At 68.1% G+C, this 15,701-nt stretch carries 15 protein-coding genes, 1 tRNA gene and 1 pseudogene; 8 read left to right on the forward strand and 9 right to left on the reverse strand.

The features are described 5' to 3' along the window. Nucleotides 1-124 precede the first annotated feature (124 nt). A tRNA-Arg gene (locus G3T36_RS00005) sits at nucleotides 125-196 on the reverse strand. A gap of 62 nt (nucleotides 197-258) precedes the next feature. Between G3T36_RS00005 and G3T36_RS00010 the strand changes: the two genes are divergently transcribed. Beyond that, entirely contained in the window at nucleotides 259-660 is a 402-nt protein-coding gene (locus tag G3T36_RS00010; protein ID WP_163287395.1) for a hypothetical protein, read from the forward strand. A gap of 1 nt (nucleotide 661) precedes the next feature. Here the strand turns inward: G3T36_RS00010 and G3T36_RS00015 are convergent, their stop codons facing one another. The 3 genes from G3T36_RS00015 to G3T36_RS00025 all read right to left on the reverse strand — a co-directional run bounded on the left by G3T36_RS00015 (nucleotide 662) and on the right by G3T36_RS00025 (nucleotide 3,400). Further along, entirely contained in the window at nucleotides 662-1,159 is a 498-nt protein-coding gene (locus tag G3T36_RS00015) for an HNH endonuclease (RefSeq protein WP_163287396.1), read from the reverse strand. Between the two features lie 362 nt (nucleotides 1,160-1,521). Next, nucleotides 1,522-2,490 carry a C40 family peptidase gene (locus G3T36_RS00020; protein WP_163287397.1) on the reverse strand — a complete coding sequence of 323 codons (969 nt, stop codon included), beginning with the start codon at nucleotides 2,488-2,490 and terminating at the stop codon, nucleotides 1,522-1,524. A gap of 214 nt (nucleotides 2,491-2,704) precedes the next feature. Beyond that, a complete protein-coding gene (locus G3T36_RS00025) occupies nucleotides 2,705-3,400 on the reverse strand; it encodes an iron-dependent transcriptional repressor DtxR (RefSeq protein ID WP_163287398.1) in 696 nt (231 codons plus the stop codon). Nucleotides 3,401-3,512: 112 nt separating this feature from the next. On the opposite strand from G3T36_RS00025, the gene serC reads away from it, so the two are divergent. Next, nucleotides 3,513-4,628 carry a phosphoserine transaminase gene (gene serC, locus G3T36_RS00030; protein WP_163287399.1) on the forward strand — a complete coding sequence of 372 codons (1,116 nt, stop codon included), beginning with the start codon at nucleotides 3,513-3,515 and terminating at the stop codon, nucleotides 4,626-4,628. 29 nt (nucleotides 4,629-4,657) lie between these two features. After that, nucleotides 4,658-4,828, forward strand: a pseudogene (locus G3T36_RS19615) (DUF2530 domain-containing protein); the annotation flags it as partial. Here G3T36_RS19615 and G3T36_RS00035 read toward each other — a convergent pair. Continuing rightward, entirely contained in the window at nucleotides 4,769-5,590 is an 822-nt protein-coding gene (locus tag G3T36_RS00035) for a DUF3027 domain-containing protein (RefSeq protein ID WP_163287400.1), read from the reverse strand. The pseudogene G3T36_RS19615 and the gene G3T36_RS00035 sit on opposite strands and share 60 nt — an antisense overlap. Continuing rightward, entirely contained in the window at nucleotides 5,583-5,963 is a 381-nt protein-coding gene (locus tag G3T36_RS00040; RefSeq protein WP_163287401.1) for a cold-shock protein, read from the reverse strand. Before G3T36_RS00040 ends, G3T36_RS00035 begins: the two co-directional genes overlap by 8 nt. A 55-nt stretch (nucleotides 5,964-6,018) precedes the next feature. Between G3T36_RS00040 and G3T36_RS00045 the strand changes: the two genes are divergently transcribed. The 3 genes from G3T36_RS00045 to G3T36_RS00055 are packed head-to-tail and all read left to right on the forward strand — an operon-like array spanning nucleotide 6,019 to nucleotide 9,896. After that, complete coding sequence (locus tag G3T36_RS00045) at nucleotides 6,019-6,294, forward strand: hypothetical protein (RefSeq protein WP_163287402.1); 276 nt, start codon at nucleotides 6,019-6,021, stop codon at nucleotides 6,292-6,294. A gap of 39 nt (nucleotides 6,295-6,333) precedes the next feature. Beyond that, entirely contained in the window at nucleotides 6,334-8,244 is a 1,911-nt protein-coding gene (locus G3T36_RS00050) for a helicase-associated domain-containing protein (RefSeq protein WP_163287403.1), read from the forward strand. An 11-nt stretch (nucleotides 8,245-8,255) separates the two neighbouring features. Continuing rightward, a complete protein-coding gene (locus G3T36_RS00055; protein ID WP_163287404.1) occupies nucleotides 8,256-9,896 on the forward strand; it encodes a DNA repair helicase XPB in 1,641 nt (546 codons plus the stop codon). Nucleotides 9,897-9,928: 32 nt separating this feature from the next. On the opposite strand, the gene G3T36_RS00060 is transcribed toward G3T36_RS00055, so the two are convergent. Genes G3T36_RS00060 through G3T36_RS00070 form a run of 3 tightly spaced genes read right to left on the reverse strand, consistent with a single transcriptional unit; the run spans nucleotide 9,929 to nucleotide 12,828 of the window. After that, the gene (locus G3T36_RS00060) at nucleotides 9,929-10,684 is read right to left on the reverse strand and encodes a pyrimidine reductase family protein (protein WP_163287405.1); all 756 of its coding nucleotides are present in this window, start codon (nucleotides 10,682-10,684) and stop codon (nucleotides 9,929-9,931) included. Beyond that, the gene (gene folP, locus G3T36_RS00065) at nucleotides 10,677-11,627 is read right to left on the reverse strand and encodes a dihydropteroate synthase (protein ID WP_163287406.1); all 951 of its coding nucleotides are present in this window, start codon (nucleotides 11,625-11,627) and stop codon (nucleotides 10,677-10,679) included. The genes G3T36_RS00060 and folP overlap by 8 nt, the downstream gene beginning before the upstream one ends. Further along, complete coding sequence (locus G3T36_RS00070; protein ID WP_163287407.1) at nucleotides 11,605-12,828, reverse strand: NAD(P)/FAD-dependent oxidoreductase; 1,224 nt, start codon at nucleotides 12,826-12,828, stop codon at nucleotides 11,605-11,607. The genes folP and G3T36_RS00070 overlap by 23 nt, the downstream gene beginning before the upstream one ends. Before the next feature lie 192 nt (nucleotides 12,829-13,020). On the opposite strand from G3T36_RS00070, the gene G3T36_RS00075 reads away from it, so the two are divergent. After that, complete coding sequence (locus tag G3T36_RS00075; RefSeq protein ID WP_163287408.1) at nucleotides 13,021-13,713, forward strand: response regulator transcription factor; 693 nt, start codon at nucleotides 13,021-13,023, stop codon at nucleotides 13,711-13,713. 47 nt (nucleotides 13,714-13,760) lie between these two features. After that, the gene (locus G3T36_RS00080) at nucleotides 13,761-15,464 is read left to right on the forward strand and encodes a sensor histidine kinase (RefSeq protein WP_163287409.1); all 1,704 of its coding nucleotides are present in this window, start codon (nucleotides 13,761-13,763) and stop codon (nucleotides 15,462-15,464) included. Nucleotides 15,465-15,701: the final 237 nt, after the last annotated feature.

Below are 15,701 nucleotides of genomic sequence, written 5' to 3' on the forward strand. Positions count from 1 at the left end.
ACATCGACCCCACCCGCACCTACTGGCGCAACAACCAAAAAGCCCCCGGCCGATGGCCAGGGGCTTCCTAGATGAGACCTAAGTCGCGACTCAGGTGAGACCTATGTCCCGACTCATCACAAAGTGCCCCTGGAGGGACTCGAACCCCCAACCCTTTCCTTAGGACGGAACTGCTCTTCCATTGAGCTACAGAGGCTGACCACCCGAGTTTACCGGAGCGGGACCGTAGGTTCCCCACGGCGGGGTTACGCTTAGCGAATGAGCGACGACGCATTGAGAGCGACCAGAATGACCTTGGACGAACTGCTTTTGAGCGAATCCGACCTCATCGGCGGAGACCGGATCGCTCGCCGGTTCGCCGAACTGCGTGCGAATGTCGCAGCGATTTCCGACGATGAGCCGTGGTTGAAGTCTTGGCTGGAGCAGGAGCTCACCAAGGGCGGCGCGATGTTCGTCACAGCGAAAGCCGACCGGGGCAGGAACGGCTCCCTGGATGCACCCGCATCCGATTCGAATTCGCGCGCCGCGATCATCCGCCGTTTCAATGCGTGGAGCCGCGAGGTCGTCGCCCACATCGACGCATACAGGAGGTCTGATCGCACGGAAAGCGTCATTCGGGCCTGGGGCGTCGACTCGACGCTTTCCGCTCACTCCGCCTGACTCAGGCGGCGGGCGCCAGGTACTCTTCCCACTTCGGCTGCGCACTCTCCACACCGCGCACCACCCATGAGACGTCGTGCGGCATCCGCGGGTCGGACCGCAGCGACCACCCCATCTCGGACGGTGTGCGGTCGCTCTTGAGGTTGTTGCAGCGTAGGCAGCACGCGACCAGGTTCTCCCAGCTGTCCGCTCCGCCCCGGGAGCGCGGCATCACATGGTCGATCGTCGTCGCCGTCTTGCCGCAGTAGGCGCAACGGTGCGCGTCGCGCCGAAGAACCCCGCGGCGGCTGACCGGCACGGCTCGACCGCGTGGGATGCGCACGTAACGCGTGAGCAGGATCACCGCCGGCCGATCGTAGCTGCCGGACGTTCCCCACACCGGGTGGTCTTCGTCGATCTCGACGACCGTGGCTTTCTGATTCATGACGAGCACAAGAGCCCGCTTGAAGGACACGACGGCGAGCGGCTCGTAGCCGGCGTTGAGGACCAGTGTGCGCATGTCAAACCTTTCTGAACCGGCTGGATGGCTTCCAGACGTTCGGCGAGATGACATCGTTCGGGATGCGGGTGCAGGCAAACAAAAAGGGCACTGTCACACGGACAGCGCCCATCGAAGCCACGGAATGGTGGCGGCAGGTTTGACTGCTGTGCCGAAGGTAGAAAAGGCCGCGCGCGTCCGCGGTGTGGACGCTGCACGACGTAACCATGTGGCACTCCCGGGATCTCTCACGGTGTCAGGGCATCAGGCTAACGCAGAATCGGCGCGTCACATATTCGTGGCGCGCCGATTCCGTGCTGTGAAACCCACTGTTCACACAGTGTTGCTGAGCCGTTGGGCTCCGCGGGGAGAATGCGTTGGGGCTAGATGCCGAGCCGGACGACGTAATAGTCGGAGGTCCAGATCGGGCGGATGGAGATGGAGCGACCGGAATCCGGAGCGTCCATGATGTTTCCGTTGCCGGCGTAGAAACCGATGTGACCGGGCATGACGATGAGGTCGCCGGGGACCGCACTCGCGATGGAGATCCGCGTACCGCGGGCGGCCTCACCCGACACGGAGTGCGGGAGCGAGATGCCGAACTGCGCGTAGACGAACATCACGTAGCCGGAGCAGTCGAAGCCGGCAGGGGTCGCACCGCCGAAGACGTACGGCACGCCGATGTACTGCTGGGCGACGCTGAACACCTGCGAGAGGCTGAACTTCGGGTACGGCGGGCTGGCCAGGAACTGACTGACCGACGGGCCGGTGTAGGCCTGGCTGTAGGCGGCGAACTGGAGGGCCACCTTCTGGCGCTCGGCTTCCGCCTTCTGGCTGGCGAGAGCAGCCTCGGTCGTGGCGGTGGCCGCGTCGCGCGTGACGGCCGCCTGGGCGACCGTCTGCGGAACCTGGACGCTCTGCGACTGCGCCTTGCGCATGCCGTCGATCGCCGACGCCTTGAACTGGGAGCTCTCAGCAGCCTGGGGGTTGAAGGCGTAGGCCGGGATCGCCATGGTCGCGATGAGACCGGCGGCAAGCGTCATAACGGCGACGTTGATGACACTGCCTTTGACGCGCTTGCGCGACGCCGGCTTCTTTGCCGCCAGGGCCTTCGTCGGCGCCAGAGCCTTCGTCGCCTCAGCGGGAACGGCGACGGATGCACGGGCACCGGGTGCCTGCGCCGCCGGGGTCCGCGGTGCGGGAGTCCGGGGTGCGGATGCACGCGAAGTGGTCTCCGCAGCACGGAGGGACCTTCGGGTGACGTGATCGTTCGACGAGGGTGCTGCCTGTGGGGTCGTCTGATCGGGTTCGGGGGGATTCTTTTCAGAATCGGGTGTACCTAATGGAGCCAAGGTATAAACCTCCTGCGCTCCGACAGCACTAGGTAGCTGCCCCGTCCCTGATGCTTATAGCTTCGGCTTCGCGGTAAAAGGAGACGGCGTGGGGGGTGGAGCGTCCTTTTCCGGGTCCAGCGGCCGGCTTCAGGCCTGTGAACTCGTTCGACATTACGGGGTTCCACACGGTTTGTCACATCCCCCAAACGGGTTTTTAACAAACTGGTAACAGTTATGAGGCGTCCGCGAAGATGTGAGCGGCAAGCTCGTTGGGCAGTTCAAGGCCGGCTTCGTACCCGTCGATCTGCACGAGGACGTACGAGCCTGCGGCAGAGAAAGTGCCGGTCGAGCCAGGAAAAACGCCCGCTTGCTTGAGCTGCAGAAGCAGCTCTGGATCGACCTGGGCGGGCTCACCGAGACGACGGATGCTGGCAGTCACCCCCGAGTTCTGGCCCGCGACCAGGTCGACGAGGTTCAGCAGGCCCTGGGTGGAGCGGGGATCGGCGACGTCACCCAGTTCGTCGAGCCCGGGTATGGGGTTGCCGTAAGGCGATTCGGTGGGGTGCCCGAGCATGGTGAGGAGCTTGCGCTCGACCTGCTCGCTCATCACGTGCTCCCACCGGCATGCCTCTTCGTGCACGTATTCCCACTCGAGTTCGATCACGTCGCTGAGCAACCGCTCGGCGAGCCGGTGCTTGCGCATGACATGGACGGCCTTGCGCCGGCCGTCGCCGGTGAGTTCGAGGTGCCGGTCGCCGGAGACCACGACGAGGCCGTCGCGTTCCATCCGTCCGACGGTCTGCGAGACGGTGGGACCCGAGTGCCCGAGACGCTCCGAAATACGGGCGCGAAGCGGCACGATGTTGTCTTCTTCGAGCTCGAGGATGGTGCGAAGGTACATCTCCGTCGTATCAATCAGATCGGTCATCGCCACCTCCACCTCAGCGCCCGGAATCCGGGCGTCAACAACGGTATAGAGCCTACTGTCTGGCCGTGACGGCCTCGCTCCACCTATCCACAAGTGCCAATAGACTCGGTTTATGCCGGATGTGACCATTCCTTCTGATCTGCTGCCCGCCGACGGCCGATTCGGCGCCGGACCGTCCAAGGTCCGACGCGAACAGGTGGACTATCTGGCAGGTGCCGGCGCTGCGCTCCTGGGCACCTCGCACCGCCAGGCGCCTGTGAAAGACCTCGTCGGTCGCACTCGCACGGGCCTGGCCGAGCTGTTCCGCATCCCGGACGGCTACGAGGTCGTGCTCGGCAACGGCGGCTCCACCGCGTTCTGGGACGCCGCAGCGTTCTCCCTGATCGAGACCCGCAGCGAGAACCTGGTCTTCGGCGAGTTCAGCAGCAAGTTCGCGGCAGCCGCGAAAGCGCCCTGGCTCGAGGCGCCGCACGTGATCGAAGCCCCGGCGGGTTCGCGCTCCGAACCGGAACCCGTCCCAGGCGTCGACGTGTACGCCTGGCCGCACAACGAGACGTCGACCGGAGTGATGGCACCCATCCGCCGGGTGCACGGCGACACCGGCGCTCTGACGGTCATCGATGCGACGAGCGCCGCGGGTGGGGTCGATTTCGATGCGGCCGAGGCCGACGTCTACTACTTCGCCCCGCAGAAGAACTTCGCATCGGACGGCGGTCTGTGGTTCGCGCTCTTCTCGCCCGCCGCGATCGAGCGGGTCGAGCGCATCGCGTCGAGCGACCGCTACATCCCCGAATTCCTCAGCATCAAGAACGCGGTGGACAACTCGCGCCTCAACCAGACGCTCAACACCCCGGCCATCGCCACGCTCCTGCTGCTCGAGAACCAGGTCGAGTGGATGAACACCAACGGCGGCCTCGCCTGGACGTCGGCGCGCACCGCCGAATCGTCGGGCGCGCTCTACGACTGGGCCGAGCGCATGGATTACGCCACGCCGTTCGTGGCGGATCCGGCCCACCGCTCGCAGGTGATCGTCACGATCGACTTCGACGCGTCGGTGGATGCGGCCGCCATCGCGAAGACCCTCCGGGCGAACGGAATCGTGGACACCGAGCCCTACCGCAAGCTCGGCCGCAACCAGTTGCGCGTCGCCACATTCGCCGCGATCGAGCCCGACGATGTCCGTGCCCTGATCTCGTCGATCGAGTACGTCGTGGAACGCCTCGGCTGACCGGATGCACACCAGCGAGTGAGCGGACGATGAGACTCTGGCTGCGCGACAGCGAACGCCGGCCCGATCCTGTGCCGGTGGCGACCGATGACCGCAAGGCGATCGCGACCGGCCTCGTCCTCTGGCTCGTCGCCCTGGTGCTAGTCCTGGTCTTCGCCGGACGGCTCGCGGCCGCCGGGGACGGCTGGTGGCTCTGGACCGTCCTCCTCGGCCTCGGACTCGGCGTCGTCGGTCTCGTCTACGTCAGCATCAAGCGCCGCTGACTCCTCGGCCTCGAGGTCGAGCGCGACGTCGACGTCGGCATCGTCATCGAGCTCAGGGTCGTCGAAGTCGATGTCGACACCGTCGATGTCGCCGCTGTGCAGAACGGGCACGACAGCGTCATCGTCATCGTCGTCGTCTTCGTCTTCGTCCTCATCGAGATCGTCCAGGTCGTCCTCGGACTCCTCGTCCGCATCCTCGTCGTCCGCATCCTCATCGTCACCCGCGCGCTCTGCGGCCAGGGCCTCCTGCGAGGCCTGGTAGTCCGCGAGTCGCTCCGACCACGGAACCCAGTCCGGTGCGAGCAGCGACGCTTCGCCCGGCACGAGCTCCGTCTCGAGGACGCCGGGCTCTGCCTCGCCGTCGAGGCGGGAGATCGTCACCGACCAGCGCCAGCCGGGGTAACCCGGCAGCGCGCTGTCGAAGAGGAGCGACAGCACGTGCTCGCCCTCGACGATGTGCCCGACGAGGGGGCCGACGGTCGCCTCAGGAGTGACCGCGAAAAGCGCAGCGCGTGCCAGGTCGACCGCCCCCAGCAGCTCGGGGTCGGCCGTCGGCTCCGCTTCGGGAGCCTCGACATCGGCCGCCGCCGCTCCGGGCATGTCCGTCTCGGTCGCCTGCGCCTCGGTCGCCACCGCCTCTGTCGCCTCCGCCTCGGGGGCGTCCGCGTCGGGAGAGGTCACGTCGCTGTCGTCAGGCATCCAGGTCGTCCGCAACCCGGCGGAGCACGGCCGCGATCTTCGCGCCGTGCGCCTTGTCGGGGTACTTGCCGCGCTTGAGGTTCGAGCCGATCCCGTCGAGGAGCTTCACGAGGTCTTCGACGATGATCGCCATGTCGTCGGCCGATTTGCGGCTCATCTTGACGAGGCTCGGCGGCGCATCCAGGACGCGCACCGACAGCGCCTGCGCACCGCGCTTCCCGTCGGCGATGCCGAACTCGAGCCGCGTGCCCGATTTGACCACCGCGCCGGCAGGCAAAGCCGAGGCGTGCAGGAAGACCTCCTGGCCGTCATCGGAGCTGATGAAGCCGAAGCCCTTCTCGTCGTCGTAGAACTTGACCTTGCCGGTAGGCATGGGAACCTCTTTCACATGGGGAATCTTGTGACCAACCTCAATTATCCTTGATTTCGTGACCCAACAGACCCCGCCGGCCTCCAGCCGGCTCCAGCGCACCCTTGCGTTCATCATCGCCGGGCTCTTCATCCTCTCCGTGCTCGCCATCGTGGCGATCATCGCAGGCACGGCCCTCGGCGCGTTCGCAGCACAGGGATCGGGGAGCGGGATCTGGCCGACGGTGTTCTTCATCCCGTTGATCGGCCTGCCGATCGCCTTCGTGCTCCTCATCGTCGTGTTGATCGACAACTTCAGGCAGAGGAGCCGCGCGAATCGTAATTCGCAGCGCTGAGCCCGGCCGAACAGGCATGCACATGGGCAGGTCGGGCCGATGACCAGCACACTCGTCTTCGCTGCGCGGCTGCGCGCCCTCGACGATGACGCACTGGCCGCTGCCCTGGCGGTGCGGGGAACGCCGCGCTACGGGATCGACGACTTCTTCGACCTGGCCGACGCGCTTCTCGACCGCGAGTCGGTGCAGCGGGCGCTCGCAGGGTTCGACCGGCCGACGCTCGCGGTGCTGGCTGCGCTCACCGCATCCGGTGCCCCCGCGACCGCGCAGCGTGTCGCTGACCTGCTCTACAGCGCCGGCGCGATCCCGCCGCAGGAACCGGATGCGGTCGCCGCACGCCTCGACGTGACCGCCTCGCTTCTCCTGACGCTGCACGAAGGCGATACGTACAGCCTCTACGACGGGGTGCGCGCCCAGCTGGAGTCCTGGCCGGAGCTCGGGCTCCCCTCACCGGCAGAACTGATCAGCGCGCCTCCCCCGCACGCGCTCGCGCCGGTTCCCGACACGGAGCAGCGCTTCAGCGACCGTCTGGCCTCCGAGCGCGCCTTCCTGGCCGTGTCGACGGTCACCGAACTCGTCTCGGAACTTCAGCGCGAGGGCGCACGCGAACTGCAGAAGGGCGGCCTCGCGCTCCCCGCGACGAAGCGCATCGCCGCTGCTCTGGGCGTCGACGTCACCGATGTGGCGACCGTCGTCTCGATCGCCGCGCGCGCCGGCCTGATCGGTCTCGAGCATGCGACCTGGCTTCCGACCGACGCGGGTGCGCTGTGGCAGCAGGAGCCGACGGCGGACCGCTGGCGCGTGCTCGCGTCCGCTTGGCGGGATGCCCTCCCCGCAGACCTGCGCAGTGTCCTGGCAGACCGTGCGCACGCCGTCTGGGGCGAAAGGCTCCACGAGTTCGTGGACTGGGCCTATCCGGCAGCGGGCGACGCCATGCGGGCGAGGGTGACCGCCTACACTCGCGACGCGGAATGGCTGGGGATCACGGCGCGCCAGGCGCCGAGCTCGGCGGGCACACTCCTGCTCGAGTCGGGGCCGGGCGAGGCCGCCACGGCCTTCGCCGCGCTGTTCCCGCCAGAAGTCGACCATGTCTACCTGCAGCACGATCTCACGATCGTGTCTCCAGGCCCGCTGACGCCCGCGGTCGATGCCCGCCTGCGCATGCTCGCCGACGTCGAGAGCCGTGCCCTCGCATCCACGTACCGCGTGTCCTCGGCGAGCCTGGTGCGTGCGATCGCGGAGGGCGAAACGGCCGAGACGATCCGTGCCTTCCTCGCTCAGATCTCGCTGACCGGCCTGCCACAGCCGCTCGACTACCTGATCGCTGACGCAGCGGAGCGGTACGGCCGGGTGCGGGTCGCCGACCTGGATGCTCCCGCAGGGGATCGCGAGACGGGCGCACACACCCTCGTGCAGTCCGACGACACCGCGCTCCTCACCACCATCGCAGTCGACCAGGCACTGCGCCCGATCGCGCTCGTGCGCACGGCACCGACGCGGCTGGTCAGCAGGTTCCCCCGCGATGTCGTCTTCTGGGCGCTCAGCGATGCGCGCTATCCCGTCGCCGCCATCGACACCGACGGGGCGATCGTCGGGCTGCACCGGCATCGTGTGGCGCCGACGGCTCCCCCGCCCGCGCCGAACCCGGCGAAAGCCCTCGTCGAGCGCCTGCGCGCGGCCGAGCAGGCGGAAGGGCCCGACACCGGCGCCCAATGGCTGGCGCGACAGCTCGACATCGCCATCCGAGGCAAGGCGACCGTGACCGTGAGCGTGGCAATGCCGGACGGACGCGTCGTCGAGTACCTTCTCGAACCGACGGGGCTCGGTGGAGGTCGCCTGCGCGGTCGCGACCGCCAGGCCGACATCGAGCGCACGCTCCCGCTCTCGAGCATCCGGGGTCTGAGTCCGGCGGAGGCCGCCGCGAGCGGAGAGACGGGCAGCGAGGCGTAGACTCAACGGTTATGTCCGACGGCCCCCTGATCGTCCAAAGCGACCGCACCGTGCTCCTCGAGGTCGCGCATCCGGCCGCCGAAGACGCGCGCCACGATCTCGCGATCTTCGCCGAACTCGAGCGCGCCCCCGAGCACATCCACACCTACCGGATCACGAGGCTCGGGCTGTGGAACGCGCGGGCTGCCGGGCACACCGCCGCGGACATGCTCGCGACGCTCGAACGCTACTCGAAGTTCCCGATACCCCAGACGGTCGCCGTCGACATGGGCGAGACCGTCGCACGGTACGGGCGGCTCGTCATCGACCGGGCCGAGGACGGCACACTCGTACTCCGCTCGAACGACCTGGCGGTGCTCACCGAGATCGCGGGAGCGAAACGGGTGAGCCCGCTTCTCGTGGAACGGCTCGACGACGAGACGTTCGTGGTCGCGGCCTGGGCGCGTGGCCAGCTCAAACAGGAGCTCGTGAAACTCGGCTGGCCGGCCGAAGACCTCGCTGGTTACACACCGGGGACGCCGCACCCGATCGACCTCGTCGAAGAGGGCTGGCACCTCCGCGACTACCAGAACAAGGCGGTCGAGAGCTTCTTCGACGGCGGTTCCGGTGTCGTCGTGCTCCCCTGCGGCGCGGGCAAGACCCTGGTCGGGGCCGGCGCGATGGCCACCTCGAAGACCACCACGCTCATTCTCGTGACCAACACCGTCTCCGCGCGCCAGTGGCGTGACGAACTGCTGCGCCGCACCACGCTCACCGCCGAAGAGATCGGCGAATACTCCGGCCAGGTGAAAGAGGTGCGTCCGGTCACGATCGCGACCTACCAGATCCTCACGGCCAAGCGGAAAGGCGAGTACGCACACCTCGCCCTGCTCGACGCGCTCGACTGGGGCCTCGTGGTCTACGACGAGGTCCACCTGCTGCCCGCGCCGGTGTTCAAGCTGACCGCCGAACTCCAGGCGCGCAGGCGCCTCGGACTCACGGCGACCCTGGTGCGCGAAGACGGCCGTGAAGGCGACGTCTTCAGCCTCATCGGCCCGAAACGGTTCGACGCGCCGTGGAAGGAGATCGAGGCGCAGGGCTTCATCTCCCCGGCGTCCTGCTTCGAAGTGCGCATCGACCTGCCGCAGTCAGACCGGCTCTCCTACGCGGCCGCGGCCGACGAAGAACGGTACAGGCTCGCCGCGACCGCCCCGGCGAAGCTCGACGTGGTGCGCCGGCTGGTCGAGCGGCACGCCGGCGAACGCATCCTGGTCATCGGCCAGTACCTGGACCAGATCGACGAACTGGCGGATGCGCTCGACGCCCCTCGCCTGACCGGAGCGACACCGGTCGACGAACGGGAACGCCTGTACCAGGAGTTCCGGGAGGGCACGACCCCCGTGCTCGTCGTCAGCAAGGTGGCGAACTTCTCCGTCGACCTCCCCGAGGCGACCGTCGCGATCCAGGTGTCCGGCTCGTTCGGTTCGCGACAGGAGGAGGCGCAGCGGCTCGGGCGGCTGCTCCGGCCGAAGGAGTCCGGCCTCTCCGCGAACTTCTACACCCTCGTCGCCCGCGACACGGTCGACCAGGACTTCGCCCAGAACCGTCAGCGCTTTCTGGCCGAGCAGGGGTACAGCTACACGATCCTCGACGCGCACTCGCTGGCGGCCTGAGGCAGCGCGACCCTCTGGGGCGGCAGGCGCGCTCAGCCGCGCAGGTATCGCAGCAGCAGAGTGTCGCCGGAGACGAGCGTGTGCGCGAGCCTGAGGCCGACCGGCATGATCGGGGACTCGCCGGCCGCGATCCGGGACGCGATTCCGGCCTCGAGCCGCGGGCTCAGGGTGAGGCACAGTTCGTCGAGCACCGATGCGGCCACCAGGTCGCCGAACAGGTGCGGGCCGCCTTCGCAGTGGATGCGCCCGAGTCCGCGTTCGGCGAGGACGCGCACCAGCACATCCGCCTGCACCCGCTCGTGCCCGCAGACCACGACGTCCGCGACGCGCTCGAGAGTGAGGCGCGCGCTGCTGCGTGCGAGCTCGGTGGTCAGGATGATCGGCCGGACGGGCGCATCGGCGAAGATCGGGCCCGCCGGGTCGAGGTCGAGGCTCGCCGAGACGATGGCGAAGACCGGATGCGGAGCGAGGCCCGACCGCGTGCGCGCACGCTGCGACGCATCATCGACCCGCATGGCGCCGTAGCCTTCGGCCCGGACGGTGCCCGCGCCGACCACCACGACGTCGCAGAGCCGGCGCAGCATCGCGAACACCCGCTGGTCGGCGCCGTCGGACAGGCCGCTCGAGAGCCCCTGGTGGGTCGCGGCCCCGTCGACGCTGGACACGAAGTTGACCCGCACCCAGGGCGGCGCTCCGACGCGTTCGCCGTAGAGGCTCGCGATGTCGTCGTCGCTGAGGTCCTCCAGCGCCGGCAGCGGGTACGCCCGGGAGATCGACGCCTCACTCATTGGCTTCCCCCATGTTGTGGCGCAGACCCTGCGGGGTCCACAGGCCGAGGATGGCCTCCGTCATCCTCGCCGCCGCGACCGAGGCCGCGACGTTGTGCATCCGGATGATGCGCGCCCCGTTCATGATCGAGACGACGGCTGCGGCGATCGAGCCTTCGAGTCGCGCGGCGCGGTCTGCGCGGAGCGTCTCGCCGATGAAGTCCTTGTTCGACACCGCGGCGAGCGTGGGGAACCCGAGGTCGGCGATCTCGGAGAGCCTGCGCGTCAGTTCGAGCGACTGGAGGGTGTTCTTGTTGAGGTCGTGACCCGGGTCCACGACGATCCGCTCCTCCGGCACGCCGGATGCGATGACCCGCTCGACCCGCTCGATCAGGTACCGAGCGATGTCGGCGGCGATGTCGTCGTAGTGCGGACGCGGATACGGCGTTCGCGGGGTCGCCAGACTGTGCGTGATGACGAGCGTCGCCTCGCTGTCGGCGACGATGTCGAGCAGGGCGGGGTCGCTGAGGCCGGTCGTGTCGTTGACGACCGTGGCCCCTGCCCGGATGGCCTCCCGCGCGACCTGCGCGTGGAACGTGTCGACGGAGATGACCACATCCGATCCCGCACGGAGCTCGGCGATCACCGGCACCACCCGGTCCGCCTCTTCGGCGGCCGGAATCGGCGCGCCGGGCGCGAAGGGCGCGCCACCGATGTCGACCCAGTCGGCCCCGTCTGCCACGGCAGCGAAGGAGGCGGCGACGGCGGCGTCGAGGGCGAAGGTGCGGCCCCGGTCGTAGAACGAGTCGGGTGTGCGGTTCACGACCGCCATCACCGCGACCTGGCGGGAGAAGTCGAACGTCCGGGCGCCGATACGGCGAACGGGGATGCGCAACGGCGGCAGGTAGGGCTCGCGCGAGCCCGTGGCGGCCGCGATTTCGTCAGAGAGCGTCAAGGGGAACATCCTCATCCGCAAGCTGCGCTCGGTCGACCTGCACGCCCGACCGGATCAGTCTCTGTACCTGCTCGTTGACGTCCCACACGTTCACATTCATGCCCGCGACGACCCGGCCGTCCCTGACCCAGAACGAGATGAACTCCCGCGCGGCCCTGTCTCCCCTGTAGACGATGTCCGCACCGCGTGCCAGCGGCGCGTAGCCGGAGTACTCCATGCCCAGATCGTATTGGTCGGTGTAGAAGTACGGGATGTCGTCGTACTCGGCGTTTTCGCCGAGCATCGCAGCGGCCGCCACCTTTCCACCGGCGATGGCGTTGGCCCAGTGCTCGTTGCGCAGGTGCTCCCCGATCGCAGGCAGGTACGGGTCGGCGACGTCGCCCGCAGCGAACACGTCGGCTGCGCTGGTCTCCATTGACGCGCTGGTCGTGATGCCGTTGCCGAGCGCGAGCCCGGCCCGTTCGGCCAGGCCGGTGTTCGGCGAGGCCCCGATCCCGACCACGACCACATCCGCTGGCAGCCGCTCGCCCGCATCCGTCGTCACGGCATCGACCCGGCCGGCCGACCCGCCGAGCTCAGCCACCGCCGTCTTCATCCGGAAGCTGACGCCGTGGTCGCGGTGCAGCTGCTCGAAGACCGAGCCGAGCTCCGCTCCGAGTGCGTGCTCGAGGGGAACTGCTCCATGGCCTACGACGGTCACCTCGTTGCCGTACAGGCGCGCCGCTGCCGCGACCTCGAGCCCGATCCACCCGGAGCCGGCGATAACGACCTGCCTGCCGCCGCTCGAGAGCTCAGCGCGCAGCGCATCGCTGTCGTCGAGGGTGCGCAGCGTGTGGACGCCGTCGAGGTCGGACCCGGGCAAGGTGAGGCGGCGTGGGGCGGCGCCGGTTGCGAGCAGGAGGCGCTCGTATGCCAGGCGGCCGCCCTCCTCGAAGACGATCTCGTGGGCGCCGGGATCGATCGACGCGACTGTGGTCTCGAGGACCAGGTCGACGTCGTTGTCCCGGTACCACTGCGCTGGGTGCACGAAGACATCGTCGCGGTCGCCTCCGTTCAGGTATTCCTTCGACAGCGGGGGGCGGATGTACGGATCGTGCGCCTCCGCGCCGACGATCACGATGCGTCCGTCGTAGCCACGTTCGCGGAGTGTCGTCGCGGCCGTGGCGCCCGCGAGTCCCCCTCCGACGATGACGCTGGTGCGCTCGGCCATGGGTGGGTTCCTTCCGTCGCCTTCTGTGCCGAAGCTATGGTCAGGCCGCGGCTTCGTCAAGGGCGCGGATCAGACTCGCGGGGCATTCGCGGAGCGCTCGCGGGCCGTTCGCACGCCGGTCACACGTCCGCCACCGTGCGCACACCGCGGTCTCACAGTCAAGTCCCAGTCAACGCGCAGATAATAGGTGCCATGAACGCCGGACCACGCATTCTCATCGTCGACGACGAGCCCAACATCCGCGATCTCCTCACCACCAGCCTCCGTTTCGCCGGTTTCGCCGTGCGTGCCGTCGGCAATGGTGCTCAGGCCATCTCCGCGGTCCTCGAAGAGGAACCCGACCTCATCATCCTCGACGTCATGCTCCCCGACATGAACGGGTTCGGCGTCACCAAACGCCTCCGCGGCGCAGGCTACACGGCGCCCATCCTGTTCCTCACGGCTAAGGACGACACCGAAGACAAGATCACCGGCCTGACCGTCGGAGGCGACGACTACGTCACCAAGCCGTTCAGCCTCGACGAGATCGTCGCCCGCATCAAGGCGATCCTGCGCCGGACGATGCAGGCCGACGAAGACGCCGTCATCCGGGCGGGCGAGCTCACCATGGACCAGGACACCCACGAAGTGTTCGTCGGCGACACCGGCATCGAGCTCAGCCCCACCGAGTTCAAGCTGCTCCGCTACCTGATGCTCAACCCCAACCGGGTGCTCAGCAAGGCGCAGATCCTCGACCACGTCTGGGAGTACGACTTCAACGGCGATGCGGGCATCGTCGAGTCCTACATCTCGTACCTCCGCCGCAAGGTGGATGCGCACTCGAGCGAACCGCTCATCCAGACCAAGCGCGGCTTCGGTTACATGCTCAAAGCGGCGAAGGTCTAACCCTCATTCACTGTTGGCCCAGCTTCGCTGCATAAACTGGCGGCCTCATGCACGAATCACTCCTGGATCGATGGAACGCGGTCTCACTACGCACCAAGATCACGGGCGTGACCGTCCTGATGCTGACGCTCGGGCTGCTCGTCTCGGGCATCGGCACGATGGCGATGCTCAAGCCCGTGCTGCTGACGCAGCTCGACGCGCAGCTGAACGCCGCCTCGCAGCCGAACAACCTGAACTCCTACCTGGCCTCCCGCACAAGCAACAGTGACAGGATCGCGTCGGACGGGAGTGCCTCCGACTACTTCGTCGCGCTCTACAACGCCGATGGCAAGCTGATCGACTACAACTGGAAGAACGAGCCCGCCGCCGAGCGCCCGGTCGTGCCCGGCAAGGTCGACCTCACCCAGGGCCGCGAGATGAGCCAGTCGGGCTTCTACCTCAACAGCCGTGACAAGCACACGCTCTACCGCGCAAGCGCTTCACTGGTGACCTTCACGTCGCCCGCCGGCGCATACGGCACGGCGATCGTCGCGGCATCCACCCACCAGATCGACACGATCATGGCCAGCTACCTGGCGATCTTCCTGGGCTTCGGAGTGATCGTCGTCATCGTGGGAGCGGGCCTCACGCGGATGCTCGTCACGACCACCTTCGCACCGCTCCGTGAGGTCGAGCAGACTGCTGCTGCCATCGCCGACGGCGACTTCAGCCAGCGCCTCGGAGGAGCGACCCCGAACACCGAAGTCGGGCGCCTCAACCGTTCGCTCAACACCATGCTCAACCGGATCGACCGGGCCTTCAACGACCGCGCACGCACCATCGAGCAGATGCGCCGATTCGTCGGCGACGCCAGCCACGAACTGCGCACGCCCCTGGTCTCCGTGCGCGGCTACGCCGAGCTCTACCGCATGGGTGCTCTGCAGACGCCAGAAGAGGTCGCCCAGGCGATGGACCGCATCGAGAAGGAAGCGATCCGCATGGGCGGTCTCGTCGAAGACCTTCTCGAACTGGCCCGCCTGGACGAGACAAAGCCGCTCGACCTGAAGCCGGTCGACCTCGTCCCGATCGCCCGCGACGCGGCCCTCGACGCGATGGCCTCGTCGCCCGGTCGCGTGGTCACGGTACTCACCCCCGAGCCCCTGCTGCGCCGCCACGAGACCGAGACGGAGCCGCTCGATATGAGCGACATGCCCCTGGCCAGAACGCAGGCGACCTCGAACACGACCACCGGCCCGATCGCATTCGCCGGGGCGACACTCGCCCGGCTGCGGAGCCGCCGTCCCCGTCGCGCCGGCGGCACGGCCGTCATCACGGAACCGGTGGTGCAGGCGCCAGTTCCACCGCCCAGCGATCCCGCGATCGTCCTCGCCGAGGAGAACAAGATCCGCCAGGTCGTCACCAATCTCATGGGAAACGCGATGCGGTTCACCCAGGACGACAGCCCCATCGAGATCCTGGTGCAGGTCAATCACCAGACCGAGCGGGCGATCCTCGAAGTGATCGACCACGGCGAGGGCATCCCGCCGCAGATCCGGGAGAAGATCTTCCAGCGCTTCTGGCGGGCTGACACCTCCCGCGCCCGTGAGACGGGCGGCAGCGGCCTGGGCCTCGCGATCGTTTCGTCGATCGTGGCGGCCCACAACGGAACGGTCGAGGTCGTCGAGACCGAAGGCGGCGGCGCGACCTTCCGCGTCGCGCTCCCGCTCGCCGGCTCGCCGGCCGCACCCCAGCCGGCCACCCCCGCCGCGTAGCCCCCAGGCCCCCCGGCCCCCAGGCCCCCCGGCCCCCGGCCCCGACGGGGCGCCCTGCCGCTCCGTCGCCCGTCTGGCCCGTCGAGTCGTCACCAACTCCCCGAAAGAGCTCGGAATTCGGGTACCTACTGACGCCTCGGCATCCGGTCGTTCGGCCGTTCGGGCCGCCCTCGCTCGAGTCGTCACCAACTCCCCGAAAGGGCGCGGAATTCGGGTACCTACTGACGGCTCGACGGT

Origin of the sequence: Leifsonia tongyongensis, from assembly GCF_010686705.1 — a bacterium.
Classification (GTDB): domain Bacteria; phylum Actinomycetota; class Actinomycetes; order Actinomycetales; family Microbacteriaceae; genus Diaminobutyricibacter; species Diaminobutyricibacter tongyongensis.

What these genes read in the sequence shown, in the direction of transcription:
- G3T36_RS00010 (WP_163287395.1), top strand. Translation starts at nt 259, where the DNA reads ATGAGCGACGACGCATTGAGAGCGACCAGAATGACCTTGGACGAACTG.
- G3T36_RS00015 (WP_163287396.1), bottom strand. Translation starts at nt 1,159, where the DNA reads ATGCGCACACTGGTCCTCAACGCCGGCTACGAGCCGCTCGCCGTCGTG.
- G3T36_RS00025 (WP_163287398.1), bottom strand. Translation starts at nt 3,400, where the DNA reads ATGACCGATCTGATTGATACGACGGAGATGTACCTTCGCACCATCCTC.
- serC (WP_163287399.1), top strand. Translation starts at nt 3,513, where the DNA reads ATGCCGGATGTGACCATTCCTTCTGATCTGCTGCCCGCCGACGGCCGA.
- G3T36_RS00035 (WP_163287400.1), bottom strand. Translation starts at nt 5,590, where the DNA reads ATGCCTGACGACAGCGACGTGACCTCTCCCGACGCGGACGCCCCCGAG.
- G3T36_RS00040 (WP_163287401.1), bottom strand. Translation starts at nt 5,963, where the DNA reads ATGCCTACCGGCAAGGTCAAGTTCTACGACGACGAGAAGGGCTTCGGC.
- G3T36_RS00050 (WP_163287403.1), top strand. Translation starts at nt 6,334, where the DNA reads ATGACCAGCACACTCGTCTTCGCTGCGCGGCTGCGCGCCCTCGACGAT.
- G3T36_RS00055 (WP_163287404.1), top strand. Translation starts at nt 8,256, where the DNA reads ATGTCCGACGGCCCCCTGATCGTCCAAAGCGACCGCACCGTGCTCCTC.
- G3T36_RS00060 (WP_163287405.1), bottom strand. Translation starts at nt 10,684, where the DNA reads ATGAGTGAGGCGTCGATCTCCCGGGCGTACCCGCTGCCGGCGCTGGAG.
- folP (WP_163287406.1), bottom strand. Translation starts at nt 11,627, where the DNA reads ATGTTCCCCTTGACGCTCTCTGACGAAATCGCGGCCGCCACGGGCTCG.
- G3T36_RS00070 (WP_163287407.1), bottom strand. Translation starts at nt 12,828, where the DNA reads ATGGCCGAGCGCACCAGCGTCATCGTCGGAGGGGGACTCGCGGGCGCC.
- G3T36_RS00075 (WP_163287408.1), top strand. Translation starts at nt 13,021, where the DNA reads ATGAACGCCGGACCACGCATTCTCATCGTCGACGACGAGCCCAACATC.
- G3T36_RS00080 (WP_163287409.1), top strand. Translation starts at nt 13,761, where the DNA reads ATGCACGAATCACTCCTGGATCGATGGAACGCGGTCTCACTACGCACC.